This is a genomic window from Amycolatopsis sp. NPDC114505 (assembly GCF_055633615.1).
On the sequence record NZ_JBVKDV010000001.1, the window covers coordinates 2,056,604 to 2,071,559 of the forward strand.

Annotated in this window: 14 protein-coding genes; 8 read left to right on the top strand and 6 right to left on the bottom strand. The window is 70.3% G+C overall.

Features of this window, described 5'->3' with window-relative positions; translation table 11 throughout:
* Nucleotides 1-11 precede the first annotated feature (11 nt).
* The 4 genes from ACZ7OU_RS10315 to ACZ7OU_RS10330 all read right to left on the bottom strand — a co-directional run bounded on the left by ACZ7OU_RS10315 (nucleotide 12) and on the right by ACZ7OU_RS10330 (nucleotide 5,166).
* Nucleotides 12-896 carry an alpha/beta fold hydrolase gene (locus ACZ7OU_RS10315; RefSeq protein ID WP_470254866.1) on the bottom strand — a complete coding sequence of 295 codons (885 nt, stop codon included), beginning with the start codon at nucleotides 894-896 and terminating at the stop codon, nucleotides 12-14.
* A complete protein-coding gene (locus ACZ7OU_RS10320) occupies nucleotides 896-2,371 on the bottom strand; it encodes a WS/DGAT/MGAT family O-acyltransferase (RefSeq protein ID WP_470254867.1) in 1,476 nt (491 codons plus the stop codon). The genes ACZ7OU_RS10315 and ACZ7OU_RS10320 overlap by 1 nt, the downstream gene beginning before the upstream one ends.
* Before the next feature lie 23 nt (nucleotides 2,372-2,394).
* Complete coding sequence (locus tag ACZ7OU_RS10325) at nucleotides 2,395-4,323, bottom strand: ABC transporter ATP-binding protein (RefSeq protein ID WP_470255911.1); 1,929 nt, start codon at nucleotides 4,321-4,323, stop codon at nucleotides 2,395-2,397.
* A gap of 339 nt (nucleotides 4,324-4,662) precedes the next feature.
* Complete coding sequence (locus ACZ7OU_RS10330; RefSeq protein WP_470254868.1) at nucleotides 4,663-5,166, bottom strand: DUF1579 family protein; 504 nt, start codon at nucleotides 5,164-5,166, stop codon at nucleotides 4,663-4,665.
* Nucleotides 5,167-5,215: 49 nt separating this feature from the next.
* Here ACZ7OU_RS10330 and ACZ7OU_RS10335 point away from each other — a divergent pair, with 49 nt between their 5' ends.
* Nucleotides 5,216-5,662, top strand: a complete 447-nt coding sequence (locus ACZ7OU_RS10335) for a MarR family winged helix-turn-helix transcriptional regulator (protein WP_470254869.1) — start codon at nucleotides 5,216-5,218, stop codon at nucleotides 5,660-5,662.
* A 3-nt stretch (nucleotides 5,663-5,665) separates the two neighbouring features.
* On the opposite strand, the gene ACZ7OU_RS10340 is transcribed toward ACZ7OU_RS10335, so the two are convergent.
* A complete protein-coding gene (locus tag ACZ7OU_RS10340) occupies nucleotides 5,666-6,121 on the bottom strand; it encodes a winged helix-turn-helix transcriptional regulator (protein WP_470254870.1) in 456 nt (151 codons plus the stop codon).
* Between the two features lie 90 nt (nucleotides 6,122-6,211).
* On the opposite strand from ACZ7OU_RS10340, the gene ACZ7OU_RS10345 reads away from it, so the two are divergent.
* Nucleotides 6,212-6,799: a dihydrofolate reductase family protein gene (locus tag ACZ7OU_RS10345; protein WP_470254871.1), complete on the top strand. Its 588-nt coding sequence runs from the start codon at nucleotides 6,212-6,214 to the stop codon at nucleotides 6,797-6,799.
* Between the two features lie 11 nt (nucleotides 6,800-6,810).
* Nucleotides 6,811-7,194, top strand: a complete 384-nt coding sequence (locus tag ACZ7OU_RS10350) for a TIGR03618 family F420-dependent PPOX class oxidoreductase (RefSeq protein WP_470254872.1) — start codon at nucleotides 6,811-6,813, stop codon at nucleotides 7,192-7,194.
* A 15-nt stretch (nucleotides 7,195-7,209) separates the two neighbouring features.
* On the opposite strand, the gene ACZ7OU_RS10355 is transcribed toward ACZ7OU_RS10350, so the two are convergent.
* The gene (locus tag ACZ7OU_RS10355; RefSeq protein WP_470242236.1) at nucleotides 7,210-7,791 is read right to left on the bottom strand and encodes a TetR/AcrR family transcriptional regulator; all 582 of its coding nucleotides are present in this window, start codon (nucleotides 7,789-7,791) and stop codon (nucleotides 7,210-7,212) included.
* A gap of 74 nt (nucleotides 7,792-7,865) precedes the next feature.
* Between ACZ7OU_RS10355 and ACZ7OU_RS10360 the strand changes: the two genes are divergently transcribed.
* The 5 genes from ACZ7OU_RS10360 to boxB all read left to right on the top strand — a co-directional run bounded on the left by ACZ7OU_RS10360 (nucleotide 7,866) and on the right by boxB (nucleotide 14,952).
* Entirely contained in the window at nucleotides 7,866-10,292 is a 2,427-nt protein-coding gene (locus ACZ7OU_RS10360) for a beta-glucosidase H (RefSeq protein ID WP_470254873.1), read from the top strand.
* Nucleotides 10,293-10,445: 153 nt separating this feature from the next.
* Nucleotides 10,446-11,348, top strand: a complete 903-nt coding sequence (locus ACZ7OU_RS10365) for a GNAT family N-acetyltransferase (protein WP_470254874.1) — start codon at nucleotides 10,446-10,448, stop codon at nucleotides 11,346-11,348.
* Nucleotides 11,349-11,435: 87 nt separating this feature from the next.
* The gene (locus tag ACZ7OU_RS10370) at nucleotides 11,436-11,873 is read left to right on the top strand and encodes a hypothetical protein (protein ID WP_470254875.1); all 438 of its coding nucleotides are present in this window, start codon (nucleotides 11,436-11,438) and stop codon (nucleotides 11,871-11,873) included.
* A 32-nt stretch (nucleotides 11,874-11,905) separates the two neighbouring features.
* Nucleotides 11,906-13,525, top strand: coding sequence for a 2,3-epoxybenzoyl-CoA dihydrolase (boxC, locus tag ACZ7OU_RS10375; RefSeq protein ID WP_470254876.1), 1,620 nt, complete (start codon nucleotides 11,906-11,908; stop codon nucleotides 13,523-13,525).
* 5 nt (nucleotides 13,526-13,530) lie between these two features.
* Nucleotides 13,531-14,952: a benzoyl-CoA 2,3-epoxidase subunit BoxB gene (gene boxB, locus ACZ7OU_RS10380; RefSeq protein WP_470254877.1), complete on the top strand. Its 1,422-nt coding sequence runs from the start codon at nucleotides 13,531-13,533 to the stop codon at nucleotides 14,950-14,952.
* The last annotated feature ends 4 nt before the right edge of the window (nucleotides 14,953-14,956 follow it).

Below are 14,956 nucleotides of genomic sequence, written 5' to 3' on the forward strand. Positions count from 1 at the left end.
GTGATGCCCGCTCAATCACGCGTGTGCGCCACTTCCGCACGGTCGGCGATGCGCGTGATGCCCCGGATCACCCGCGGCCAGATCGCGCGGGGCAGGTCGTGGCCCATGCCGGGGACGATGTCGAGGTCCGCGCCCGGGATCGCGCGGGCCGTCGCGCGGCCGCCGGACACGTTGACCAGCGGGTCTCGGGCGCCGTGCACCACCAAGGCCGGTACTCGCACCCTGCGCAGCCGCGGCGCGCGATCGCGTTCGGCCATGATCGCGGCGAGCTGACGCACCGTGCCGCCCGGGTGGACGCCGCGGTCGAACGTGCGCTCCGCACGGTCTCGCATGCGTGCCTCGTCGAACGGGTAGCCCGGCGAGCCGATCAGCCGGAACGTCCGCACGAGCAGCTCGACGTAGTCCGCGCGGTTGCGCGGCGGCGGGCTGAGCAGCATCGACATCGCCTTGCCGCTCGGCCGGCCGACCAGCCGGCCGCCGGTGCTGGACATGATCGACGTCAGCGACAGCACCCGCTCGGGGTGCCGGATGGCCAGGGTCTGCGCGATCATCCCGCCCATCGACGCGCCCACGACGTGCGCGGCCGGGACGCCCAGCACGTCCAGCAGGCCCGCGGCGTCGCCGGCCATGTCCGCGAGCGAGTACGGCGCGCTGTGCAGCAGGTACGCCTGCGCGAGGTTGGCCCGGCCCCGCATCCGGCTCGACCGCCCGGCGTCCCGGTTGTCGAACCGGATGACGTGGAACCCTTGCGCGGCCAGGGTTTCGCAGAACTCCTCGTCCCACCAGATCATCGGCGCGCCGAGCCCCATGACGAGCAGCAGCGGCCGGTCGCCCGCGTCTCCGAAGGTCTCGTGGCACAGCTCGACGCCGCCGACCGCCGCGACGCGCTCCGCCATCAGGCCTCCCGGGTGTGCTCGGCGGCCAGCTTGGTGAGCTCGGCCAGCGCGTCGTGCAGGTGGTCGATCAGGTCCCAGACGTCCGGGATCAGCTCGCGGCAGGCGACGAACCCGAAGTCCAGCTTGCCGTCGTAGGACATCACGGTGATGTTCAGCCCGCCACTCGCGTCGGTGATCGCGGACACCGGGTAGTTCGCGAGCAGCCGCGCGCCCGCGAGGTACAGCGGGCTCTGCGACCCGGGGACGTTCGACACGACGAGGTTCACGACCGGCGCGGTGGCCCCGAGGAAGAGCATGGTGGCGCGGGCGGCGAGCCCGCCGAGCGCGGCCGGGAGCATCCCGCTGAAGTCGACCAGCCACGACGCGGGCAGCGGCTGGTACCGCTGCTTCGCGGCGACCATCGCCGTGGTGACCTCGGCCAGCCGCGCGGCGGGGTCGGCGAGGTGCGTCGGCAGCGGCGCGAGCATGACCGACACCTGGTTGCCGGCGTCCTTGGCCTGCTCGGGCGTCCGCACCGAAAGGGGGACGAGCGTGACGAGCGGCTGGTCGGGCAGGGCGTCGTGGTCGACGAGCCACCGGCGCATCACGCTCGCGCACAACGCCATCACGACGTCGTTGACCGTGACGCCGAAGACGTTCTTGACGTGCTTGACCTCGTCGAGGGGCAGCGAGCCGTACGCGAAGCGGCGGTGCGGGCTGATCGGCCCGTTGAACGGCGTGTCCGGCGCGACGAGCCGCGGCCGGTCGGCTTCGTGGCGGCCGGCGCCCTGGCGCGTGACGCGGTTGAGCACGCTGCCGGCCTTCGCGAGCAGCCCGACGCCGGGGTAGCGGCCGAGGCCGGGGACCTCGTCGATGTGCTGCAGCAGTTTCGGCACCTGCAGCGCGGCTTTGACGGGGTGCAGCACGAGCTTCTTCGTCCCGTTGAGCGCGAGCGCGACCGGCGTGGGGATGGGCTCCTTCTGCGGTTTCTTCGGCGGTTCGACCGGCCTCGGTTCGGCCGTGGTGTCCATGAGCACGCCGATGAGCTCGGCCCCGGAGACGCCGTCGATCGCGCTGTGGTGGACCTTCGTGTAGACGGCGACGTTGCCGTCCTGCAGGCCGTGGACCAGGTAGGCCTCCCAGAGCGGCCGCCGCCGGTCGAGCGGCCGCGCGGTGAGCCGGGCGATCTGCTCGGCGAGCTGCCGCTCGTCGCCCGGCGCGGGGAGGGCGATCTCCCGGACGTGGTACTCGAGGTCGAACTCGGGATCGTCGATCCAGTACGGGTGGTCGAGCCCGAGCGGCACGGGCAGCAGCCGCCAGCGGAGCGGTTTCGCGAGGTGCAGCCGCGAGCCGATGAGCTCACGCAGGTCGTCGAGGGTGAGTTCGCCGCCTGGCGCGGTCGAGGGGTCGAGGATCGAGAGACCACCGACGTGCCCGGTCGTGGTGGTCGACTCGGCGTTGAGGAACTGCACGTCCAGGGGGGTGAGCTGACGCATCGTGCCTCCACGGGCTGGGCAGGTCAGTGTGCCTCGTGAGGTGGCGAGGGTAAATCCGCTGCCCGGGTGCGCGTGCCGCGCGGAACGGGAACGTCGGTGCCGTTGCGGTAGGCGCGGGCCTGGATTTCGTACAGCTCGTGGTACACCCCGCCCTCGCGGATCAGCTCTTCGTGGGTGCCCTGCTCGATCAGCCTTCCCTTCTCCAGCACCAGGATCCGGTCGGCCGAACGGATGTTGGCCAGCCGGTGCGTCACCAGGACCGTCGTGCGGCGGCCGTCGTGGGACGTGCTCGCGTGCTGGAGACCCGCGAACACCCGGGCCTCCGCGCGGGCGTCCAGTGCCGCCGTGGGTTCGTCGGCCACCAGGACCGACGCGTCCCGGTAGATGCCCCGGGCGATGCCCATGCGCTGCCACTGGCCGCCGGACAGGTCGTGGCCCTCGTCGAACTTCTTCGACAGCATCGTTTTCTCCTTGGCGGGCAACGACTCGATCACCTCGTCCGCGCCCGAGTAGTCCACCGCCTCACGCCACGCCCGGCCGTCCGGGTCCGGGCGCCCGAGACGGCCGACCGTGATGTTGTTCGCCGCCGTCATCGGCCACTCCGCCGGTTCCTGCGCGATCACCGCGATGTTCGCGTGCACCGACGCCGGGTCGGCGTGCGCGAGGTCGACGTCGTCCCAGCGCACCACGCCTTCGTCCGGTGGGTAGAGCCCGGTCAGCAGCTTGCCGAGGGTGGTCTTGCCCGAGCCGTTCTCACCGACGAGCGCGACCACCTCGCCGCGCCGGATCGTCAGCGAGATGTCCCGCAGCGCCGGGCTCTTCCGGCCCGGGTAGGTGAACGTGACGTTCTCCAGCCGGATCTCGGCCGGGTCGGCGGGCGCGGACAGCGCCGTCGGCGGCGGCTGCAGCTTGACCGACTCCCGCAGCAGCTGGTTGTAGAACCCGATGTAGAACGAGTCCTCGTACAGCGAGTTGACCGCGCGCATGGTGTTGGACAGCGCCGTCGACGCCGTGCGCATCGCCAGCACCGCCGTGCCGGCCAGCGCCAGCTCCATCCCGCCGGAGTAGAGCAGCCAGCCGAGCACCAGGTACGCGACGGCGGTGCCGAACCCGGCCGCCGCCCGGCCGGTGGTCCGCACCAGGTTGCTCCGGTGCGCGAGCCGCACCTCTTCGCGCGTCAGGCTGCGCGAGATGCGCCGGTACTCGCCGAGCAACGGTTCCTGCAACGTCAGCGCGTGCCGCTCGAGGGCCATCGACCGCCAGGTGGCCACCTCTTCGACGACCGACTTGCGGATGTTGCGCCCGACCGTGTCGATGAAGTGCCGGTAGTTCAGCTTCGCGATGCGCGCGGCGGCGAAGCCGTCGGCCGCCGCGGCGAGCAGCAGCACCGGGGCCAGCCACGGGTTGAGCAGGCCCGCGGTGAGCATCGCCGCCGCGAGCGAGATCGCCGACGACGTCAGGTCGGCCACCCGGCGCAGGCTCGTCTCGATCGCCCGGACGCCGAACCGCGCGCCCTGCCGCGCCAGCTCCCGGAAGTCCGCGTCCTCGAACGCGATCAGCCCGACGCGCACGACCGCCGCCGTCACCGCGTCGTCCGCCGCCGCGGTGACGCGCGGCCGCAGCGCCCCCTCGACGGCCGCGACGGCGGCGTCGAGCACCGCGCGCGCCGCGTACGAACCGGTGACGATCGCGATCGCCGGCAACGACTGCAGCACGCGGTCCGGCGTCGGGCCCTGTTCGAGCAGGGCGGTGAAGACGTTCGCGGTGGCGAGCAGCCCGAACGCCGTGACGCAGCCCGAGACGACGTGCACGAAGCCGGCCAGCAGCGTCAGCCGTGACGACGTCCGCCAGGCCAGCCGCAGCACGACGGCGACCGCGGCCGGCAACGCGCGCACGGCCTGGCCGAACCCGGCGTCGGCCACGCGTTCGTCGACGCGCGCCCACTCGGGCATCTTCAGGTTCTCGACCCCGATCAGCGGGGGCGGTTCCGTGGTGTCCTGGGGTGTTCCGGCGGATCTGCGCACGCCTCCATCTCTACTCCGGGGGTCCGACAATTCCGGCCGCCCGCGGGTCGGCGGGCTCCCGCTGGGCGGGTGCCGACGCTAGGCCGTTCGGGTGAAAGTAATCGTTTTCCCTGGGCCTTCGAGAGCATCGGGGACACACTCGCTGGACGGCCTGAAAACGAGCAACACGGAATAACTAATATCTGTTGTGTAATTGACCCATCGCCGGATCGCCCGCGTCGGCAGGTCCGCGAATGTGGTGGCACAGACCGGAAACAGGCGACGCCCTCATGCCAAGGGGGGAGGGGCGTCGCCTGTTTCCTCCTGCCCGTTTTCCCGGGTGTACCGAGCGCGCAGAAATGGGCTGAATTCGCGGTCTTCGCCCATCTTGACGTCGATTTCGTGGGTCAGGGTGTCACCGTCCGGGGTGAGCCGGTGCCGGGCGACCCCGCGGGCGGTCTTCTTGTCCAGGACGAGCGTCCCGCCGCTCCAGCCGCCGCGGGCGGGTGACTCGGGCGGGAAGCCGTAGCTGTCGAAGCCGTACCACAGCGTTTCGCCGGTCTGTGGGTCGACGGTGAAGACGTTGTGCCCCAGGAACTCTGTGCCGTCTTCGCGGCGCTGGCGGTAGTGCTGGACCAGCGCGAAGCCGTTGAGCGCCAGGCGGTATTCGCAGCCGGCGCGCGCGGTCGACGCGGGCGCCCACGGCGACGCGGCGAGGTCTTCGGTGCCGGTCCAGTCGCCGGTGAACGCCTTCAGTGCGGCGTGCGCGGGGCCGAGGGTGGGCATGTCCATGGTCGTCTCCATTTCGACAGGTGCCTGTCGATGTGCGAGACTAGCACGCATGTGGTCCCTCCGAGCCGAGACGTTCACCCGGGTGATCGACGCGGTCTTCGCGTGCAACGGCGGCTTCCTGGCGGCGGGCGACGCGCTGACGGAACCGGTCGGGCTGACGGCGGCGCAGTGGCAGGTGCTCGGCTTCCTCGAGGACGGCCCGGCGACCGCCGCGGAGGTGGCGCGCCGCCGCGGGCTGCGGCGCCAGAGCGTGCAGGAGACGGTGAACCGCTTGCTGCGCAACGGAATGCTCGACCGCCTGCCGAATCCGGCCGACGCGCGGGCGCCGCTGTTGTCGGTGACGCGGCGGGCGAAGGAGGCGCTGCGCGAGCTGGGGGCGGCGCAGGTCGACTGGGCGGAGGACGTCGCGCGATCGGTGTCCCAGGAGGATCTGGAGACGACGCTGCGGACGTTGCGGCGGCTGCGCGAGGTCGTGGCCCAGCCGCGGTTGCGTTGAGGGTTACTTCGCCGCGCCGGGGCCGGGGAGCACGTCGATGTCGCGGGCGTGCATCGACTCGCCGCACTGGGTGCAGCGCAGGTCGACGGTGGTGATTTCGCCGCACGCGTGGTGCCGGTAGAGCACCGGCGGGCCGGCCTCGCCCGCGAGCCACTTGTCGCCCCAGCGGGTCATGGCCATGAGCATGTCGACGAGCTCGGTGCCCTGTTCGGTCAGGACGTACTCGTAGCGCGGCCGCCGGTCGTACGGCCGCCGTTCCACGATGCCCTGGTCGACGAGGTGGTTCAGGCGTTCGGTCAGGACCTTGCGCGAGATGCCGAGGTCGGCCTGGATCTGTTCGAACCGGCTGATGCCGACCCACACGTCCCGCAGGATCAGGGGTGACCAGGGTTCGCCGATGACGTCGAGCGTGCGCGCGATCGAGCACGCGGCCAGTTCACTGAAGTTCGTGCGCTGCATGACACCACTTTAGCATTCGGGGTTCCCTGAGGGAACTCTGACTGCTACGGTCATGAAGTCTCCTCAAGGAACTCCGAAAGGATCGCGACGATGAGCAAGGTCTTCGCCGCCCACGCGGTGTCGGTGGACGGGTACATCACCGGCCGCGACGCCGGCCCCGGGCACGGTCTCGGTGACGGCGGAACGCTTTTCGACTGGTACACCGACGGCGACACGCGGAGCCGGGTGTTCGACTTCTTCACCCTCAGCGAGCCGAGCGCCCGTGTTTTCGACGACCTGGCCGGCCGCGTCGGCGCGATCGTGGCGGGCCGCAACACCTACGAGGACTCGGACCACTTCGGCGGCGGCAGCCCGCACCCGGACGCCCCGCTGTTCCTTGTAAGCCACCGGCCCGCGCCGGAGCTGACCGAGCGCCAGACCCTGTTCGGCGACGTCAAGGAAGCCATCGAGGCCGCCCGCGAGGCGGCGGGCGGCAAGGACGTCGGCCTCATGGGCGGCGGCGTCCTGACGTCGGCGCTGGCGGCGGGCCTGGTCGACGAGGTCGTCCTCCACCAGGTGCCGGTCCTGCTCGGCGGCGGCCGGTCGTTCTTCCAGGAGCTGCCTTCGCACGTACGGTTGCGGCTCGTCGAAGCCGTCGCCGCGCCCGGTGTCACCCACCTCCACTACGCGATCGCCTAAAGGAGAAAGCCATGATCGACGCCACCATCCGCCGCATCCTCGAGACCGCCGTCGTGGGTCACCTCGCCACCGTCCTGCCCGACGGCGCCCCGCACTCGATCCCGCTCTGGGTCGACCCCGAGGGCGAGTACATCGCGATCATGACGGGCCCGGACTCGCGCAAGGCCAAGAACCTTCAGCGCGACCCGCGGGTGGCGCTCTCCCTTACCCCGGCGGACAACCCGTTCGAGCCGGTGATCATCCGCGGCCGGGTGGTCGAGTGGGTCGACGGCGACGCGGGCTGGGCGATCGTCGACCGGATCGCGACCAAGTACATCGGGCAGCCGTACCCGCGGGAGCAGGAGCGGGTCGTGGCGCTGATCGAGGTCGAGCGGCAGAGCGTGGGCATGGGCTGATTTGTAGGCCGAGCGTCAGTCCGGCTTGATGCCCAGCAGCGTCAGGAACGTGCGGAACCCGGCCGGCATGTCGACCTTCTCCGGGTCGAGGAGCCATTGCAGCTGCAAGCCGTCCAGGACCGCGATCGCGATCGGTGCCAGCTGCTCCGGGGTCGCGCCCGGCGGCAGCTCGTCACGGTGGCGTTCGAGCATCTGGGTCATGCCCGCCCGCACCCGCTCGTAGCGGTCGTGGAAGTACTCGCGCGCCGGGTGGTCCTCCGTGACGCTGTCCGCCGACAGCACCGTGTACGTCTGGACGATCCCCGGCCGGGTCGTGTTGTAGTCGACCAGCTCGGCCAGCTGGTTGACCGTCATCGACGACTCGTCGCCCTGCGGGGCGTGGCCGAAGTGCAGCAGGTCCCACTCGTCGCGGGTCTCCAGCACCGCCGCCAGCAGGTCTTCCTTCGTGGGGAAGTAATGCATTAGCCCCTGCTGGGTCAGCCCGACGCGTTCGGCCACCGCGGCCAGCGAAGTGCCGCGATAGCCGCGTTCGGCGATCACTTCGAACGCCGCTCGGACGATGCTCGCTCGGCGGTCGGCGCCCCTGGCCCGGGTCATGATCCCGAGCCTACGGGACAAGCTGTCACGGAACCATAACGTTCACTACCCATCGCCAGGTAGAGTACGGGCCCATGAGCTTCGACGTCGACGCGCTGCTGGCCGAGCTCGACCTGGACACCAAGGCGAGCCTGCTCGCCGGCCAGGACGTCTGGAGCCTGCCCGCGCTCCCGCGGATCGGGCTCCGGTCCCTGGTGCTCTCGGACGGCCCGGTCGGCGTCCGCGGGGTCCGGTGGAGCCCGGACGACCCCTCGGTGACGCTCCCCAGCCCGACGGCCCTCGCCGCGAGCTGGGACCCGCGCTTGGCCGTGCGCGCCGGCCGGCTGCTCGCGCAGGAGGCCCGCCGCAAGGGCGTGCACGTCCTGCTCGCCCCGACGGTCAACCTCCAGCGCTCGCCCCTGGGCGGCCGCCACTTCGAGTCCTACTCGGAAGATCCCCTCCTCACCGGGATGATCGGCGCCGGCTACGTCACCGGCGTGCAGGACGGCGGGGTCGCCGTCACGGTCAAGCACTTCGTCGCCAACGACTTCGAGACCGAGCGCTTCACCGCCGACGTCCACGTCGGCGAGCGCGCACTGCGCGAGCTCTACCTCGCGCCGTTCGAACTCATCGTCCGGCGGGCGAAGCCCTGGGGGATCATGGCCGCCTACAACAGCGTCAACGGCACCACGATGACCCAGCACGCCGAGCTGCTCAACGGCGTGCTGCGCGACGAATGGGGTTTCGACGGCTTCGTGGTCTCCGACTGGCTGGCCGCGCGCGACACTGTCGCCTCGGCCAACGGCGGCCTCGACGTCGCGATGCCCGGCCCCCGCACGGTTTTCGGGGAACGGCTCGCGGAAGCCGTGCGCGGCGGCGAAGTCGACGAAGACGTCGTCGACGAGATGGTGCGCCGCGTGCTCCTGCTGGCCCACCGGACCGGCGCGCTCGGCGACAGCCCCGCCGCCAAACAGTCCACTATGGACGGCGACGCGATCGCGCGCGAGGTCGCGCACCGGTCGTTCGTGCTGCTCAGCAACGAAACCGGCCTGCTTCCCCTGCGCGAACCGCAGAGCATCGCCCTGATCGGCGCGCTGGCCGAGGACCCCAAGATCCTCGGCGGCGGCAGTGCCACCGTGTTCCCCGACCACATCGTCTCCCCTCTCGACGGCCTCCGGAAGGCCGTTCCCCCGGGCACCGACCTGGCTTTCGCCATCGGTGCCGATCCGCGAACGACGCTACCGCCGGCCACCGACAATTTCCGGCTCCGCGCGACCGCCAAAGCCGCGGACGGCACCCGATTGGCTGAATTTCCGCTCAGGGAAGCCAAAATCAACTGGATCGGCGAGCTGCCGCGAGGGCTCGACCTCGCCACGCTCGCGTCGGTCGAGATCGAAGGCACCTACCTGCCGGAACGAACCGGGACGCACACCTTCGCCGTCACCGGCCCCGGCGACCTCCGCCTCGCCGTCGCCGGGCAGACCCTCTTCGACGGCGTCAACCTGCCCGAAGGCGGTGACGTCTTCACGTCGATCATGCAGGTGATCGAGCAGCGCCGGGAGATCGAGCTGACGGCGGGCGAGCTCGTCGACGTCAGCCTGACCTACTGGATCCCGTCGGAGATGGCGGAGTTCGCCCGCGGCACCTTCGCCTGGGTCACCTTCGCGCTCGGCCACCGCGGCCCGGTGCTCGACCCGGACGCCGCCCTCGACGAAGCCGTTGCCCTGGCCGGGAAGTCGGACGTCGCGATCGTCGTGGTCGGCACCACCGCCGAGGTCGAGAGCGAAGGCTTCGACCGGACTTCCCTGGCACTGCCGGGAAGGCAGGACGAACTGGTCGCCAGGGTCGCGAAGGCCAACCCGAACACCGTGGTCGTCGTCAACGCCGGCTCCCCGGTGGAACTGCCGTGGCGCGCCGACGTCGCCGCGGTGCTGCTCACGTGGTTCCCCGGCCAGGCCGGCGGCGACGCGCTCGCCGACGTCCTCCTCGGCCTCGAAGAACCCGGCGGCCGCTTGCCGACGACGTGGCCCGCGAAGCTCGAAGACGCCCCGGTCACCGACGTGACGCCGGAAGAAGGCGTTCTCGAGTACGGCGAAGGCGTGTACATCGGCTACAGCGCCTACGCCAAGACAGAGACGCAACCCGCGTACTGGTTCGGCCACGGCCTGGGCTACACGACCTGGGTCTACGAAGAGCTCGACGTCTACCCGGACGACGAAGGCGGCGCACGCGTCCGGGTCCGCGTCCGCAACTCGGGGACGCGCAAGGGCCGTGAAGTCGTGCAGCTCTACCTGGCCCCGACCGAGCGCGGCGACCGGCCGCCCCGCTGGCTGGCCGGCTTCGCGAGCGTCGAAGCGGGACCCGGCGAGTCCGTCGAGACCGACATCGTCATCACGCCGAGGTCCGTCGAAGTCTGGCGGGACGGCTGGCAGCACATCGCCGGCGAGTACGTCCTGGAGGCTTCGCACTCCTACGCGCAGCCCCGGCTGAGCACGCGGGTCGTCCTCCAGAAAATACGTTGACGCCCGCCGCGGGAGCCCCTAACTTCAGCCGCGCACCCCGGAACGAGCGAAAGGGAGGTGGGTCCGATGATCACGCAACCGATCACGCGCTCCCACCTCGCCTCGAGGGTGCCGGGTTTCTGACCGGGAGCGCGTACTCCCGGAAGGACTTCCATGACCGATCTGGTCGTGCGCCCGCTCGAAGCGGGCGAAGAATCACTGTTCACCTCCCTGCCCGACCGCGGTCTCGTCGGCCGCAAGCTGTTCGGCAACGACTTCGCCGAGATGGCGGCCAAGGGCGAATACCGGCCCGAGTGGGTCTGGGTCGCGCTGCGCGACGACGTCGTCGTGGCGCGGGCCGCGTGGTGGGGCACGCCCAAGGACGAGGAACCGATCGCGCTCGACTGGTTCGACTTCACCGACTTCGACGCGGGCGTCGAGCTGCTGAAGAGGGTCCCGCTGCGCGCGGAGTACGCCTTGACCACGCCGCCCGGCTGGCAGGACGACCCGGACGTCGCGCACGAGGTCACCATCCGCGTGGAGGCGGCCGAGAAGGCGGGCTACCGCAAGCTCGTCGAGCGTTACCGGTTCTGCTGGACGCCGGAAAACGGCCTGCCGGCGCGGACCGGCCGGCTCGTCTTCCGGCCCGAGCCGGACGACGACGTGATCCTCGACGTCTTCAAGAAGGTGCACGTCGGCAGCCTCGACGCGCACGTCCGGAAGACGGTCGAGGAGCACGGGCTCGACGCGGCCGCGCGCGAGGACCTCGACATCATGCTGTGGATGCCGGCGCCGCGGGACTGGTGGCGGCTGGCGTACACGCCCGAGGGTGAGCTGGTCGGGTTCGTCCTGCCGAGCCGCAACGCCTACGACCCCGTGGTCGGGTACGTCGCCGTCGTGCCGGAGCAGCGCGGCCACGGGTACGCGTACGACCTGGTGGTCGAGGCCACGCACGACCTCATCGGGTACGGCGCGGAAAAGATCGTCGCGGGCACCGACGTCGGCAACATCCCGATGGCCAAGGCGTTCGCCAAGGCCGGCTACCCGGTGACGCAGCACCGCATCGACCTGGTGTGACCCCGGCGGCGGCCGCGTCTTGCCCGGCGCGGCCGCCGCGGGGTACCGTCGCTAGAGCGATCTATCAAATCGGCAAGGGGGCCCGAGATGGACGTTCTGCGGGACAAGGGGCTGGCGACGCTCCGCGTGATCCTCGGCTTTTCGCTGGTCAGCACGACAATCCACTACGCGCACAACGCCATCCGCGTCGCCGATTACCCGCAGCTGCCCGGCGTCCCGGCCACGGTGGCGGGGATCGTCGTCGCCTTCGGCTGGGTGCTGTTCACGACGTTCGGCTGGCTCGGCTACCGCGCGTACGTGCAAAGGCGCTATCCGCGGGCGCTGGCGTTCCTGCTGGTCTATTCGCTGGCCGGGATGATCACGCTCGGCCACTTCCTGACCGGCGTGCCGCAGATCCCCGGGTTCTTCTTCGCGACGATCTTCACGGATGCCGCAGCGGGGCTCGCGCTCTGGGCTTTCCTCACCTGGGCGTGGGCGACACTCAACCGGGTGACCTCGCGAGATCAAGTTTCTACACAACATTGACGTTCGTCGGAACTATGTAGACACTCGGATGAGTGACCACCACCACACCGGTGACCTTCGACCGCCGTCCGGACGAGTACCGCCACTGGCGCCTCCAGCTCGACGGGGAGGTGGCGTGGCTGGAAATGGACGTCGACGAGCAAGGCGGGCTCGTCCCGGGCTACGAGCTCAAGCTCAACTCCTACGACCTCGGGGTCGACATCGAGCTGTACGACGCCACGCAGCGGCTGCGGTTCGAGCACCCCGAGGTCCGCGTGGTGGTGGTGACCAGCGCGAAGGACAAGGTCTTCTGCGCCGGCGCGAACATCCGGATGCTCGCGGCGTCCGAGCACCACTGGAAGGTGAACTTCTGCAAGTTCACCAACGAGACCCGCAACGGCATGGAGGACGCCACCGCGCACTCCGGCCAGACCTACGTCGCCGCGGTGAACGGCACGTGCGCCGGCGGCGGCTACGAGATCGCGCTGGCCTGCGACAAGATCCTCCTGATCGACGACAACTCCTCGACCGTCGCGCTGCCCGAGGTGCCGCTGCTCGGCGTGCTGCCCGGTACCGGCGGGCTCACCCGGGTCGTCGACAAGCGGCGGGTGCGCCGGGACCTCGCCGACGTCTTCGCGACCCGCTCCGACGGCGTCAAGGGGAAGACCGCGGTCGACTGGCGGCTGGTCGACGAACTGGTGCCGCGCCAGGGGTTCCGTGACGCCGTGGCGAAGCGGGCCCGCGAGATCGCGCGCGAGTCCGACCGGACCGGCGAGGGCGGCATCGAGCTGACCCCGCTCGAACATCGCTATGTCGACACGGACGTGACCAAGGACCAGGTCACCATCACCGTCAAGGGCCCCGAAAACGACCCCGGTGACCTGCACGAAGAAGGCGCGAACGGCTGGTTCCTCGCCATGACCCGCGAGCTGGACGACGCCATCCTGCGGCTGCGCACCAACGAGGTCGAAGCCGGCACGTGGATCCTGAAGACCGTCGGCGACCCGGAGAAGGTGCTCGCGCACGAACAGGCCGTGCTGGGCGCGAAGGACTGGCTGGGCAACGAGATCACGCAGTACTTCAAGCGCACGCTCAAGCGCCTCGACGTCACCAGCCGCACGCTGATCGCGCTGATCGAGCCCGGCAGCTGCTTCGCCGGCTCGCTGCTGGAGCTCGCGCTCGCCGCCGACCGCCAGTACATCCTGGACGGGCCGCCGATCGACGACGAAGATTCCGACGAACGGGCGATGATCAGGCTCAGCGAAGCCAACTTCGGCCCGTTCCCGATGGGCAACGGCCTGACCCGCCTGCAGACGCGCTTCTACGGCGACGAGGACCACCTCGCGTGGCTCGCGCGCGAAAAGAACCACGAGCTGAGCGCGGCCGAAGCCGTCGAGCTCGGCCTGGTCACCGACGCCCCGGACGACCTCGACTGGGAGGACGAGATCCGGATCGCCCTCGAAGGCCGGGCGTCGCTCTCCCCGGACGCGCTCACCGGCATGGAGGCCAACCACCGGTTCGTCGGTCCCGAGACCGTCGAGACCAAGATCTTCGGCCGCTTGGCGGCTTGGCAGAACTGGATTTTCACCCGGCCGAACGCATCCGGGCCGGACGGCGCGCTGCGCCGATACGGTACGGGTCAGAAGGCCGTCTTCGACAGGAAGCGGGTCTAGCGCAGATGCCCGAGAAGATCGACTACGACGCCAAGATCCCCAACAACGTCAACCTCTCGGAGGACCGGCGGCTCCAGCGCGCGCTGGAGGGCTGGCAGCCGAAGTTCATGCACTGGTGGGGCGAGATGGGCCCGACGCTGGAGACCCAGGGCGTCTACCTGCGCACCGCGGTCAGCGTCGGCCGGGAGGGGTGGGCGCACTTCGACCACGTCAACGTCCCGGACTACCGGTGGGGCATCTTCCTCGCCGAGCGCGACCCGGACCGGCGGATCGCCTTCGGGGAGCACAAGGGCGAAGAGGTCTGGCAGCAGGTGCCCGGCGAATACCGCGCCGACCTGCAGCGGCTGATCGTCATCCAGGGCGACACCGAACCGGCGTCCGTCGAGCAGCAGAAGCTCCTCGGGCTCACCGCGCCGAGCCTCTACGACCTGCGGAACCTGTTCCAGGTCAACGTCGAAGAGGGCAGGCACCTCTGGGCGATGGTGTACCTGCTGCACGCGTACTTCGGCCGTGAAGGCCGTGACGAGGCCGAAGGGCTGCTGCTGCGCAACTCCGGCAGCCCCGACGCGCCCCGCATCCTCGGCGCGTTCAACGAGGAGACCGCCGACTGGCTGGCCTTCTACATGTTCACCTATTTCACCGACCGCGACGGGAAGTACCAGCTCGGCACGCTCAAGGAGTCCTCCTTCGACCCGCTCTCGCGCACCTGCGAGTTCATGCTGAAGGAGGAGGCGCACCACATGATGGTCGGCACCACCGGCGTCGACCGCGTGGTGATCCGCAGCGCCGAGCTGATCCGCGAGCACGACACGCTCGACATCGGCCCGCACGGCGGGATCCCGCTGACCCTGATCCAGAAGTACATCAACTTCCACTACACCGTCTCGCTCGACCTGTTCGGCAGCGAGACCTCGACCAATGCGGCGAACTACTACACCGCCGGGCTCAAGGGCCGCTGGCAGGAGACGCGCCGCAAGGACGACCACAAGCTCACCGACGACGCCCGCACGCTGGAGAAACCGGCCGGCGACGGCACCTGGACGGCGGAGGAGATGCAGGCGATCCTGCTGCTGAACCTCGACCTGCGCAGCGAGTACGTGACGGACTGCCAGACCGGCTTGAAACGCTGGAACAAGATCCTCGCCGACGCCGGGATCGACTTCACGTTCCGCTTGCCGCACCCTGGCTTCAACCGCGAAGTCGGCATAAACTCCGGCCACCACGTCACTCCCGACGGCACCATCGTCGACGAGGCGACCTGGCAGGCGGGTAAGAGCAAATGGCTGCCCACCACCGAGGACCTGACGTTCGTCCGCTCGCTGATGCACCCGGTGTACGAGCGGGGGAAGATCGCGAGCTGGGTGGCCCCGCCGCGGCAGGGCATCAACGGGAAGCCCTTCGACTACGAGTACGTCTACCTCACGTAGGAGG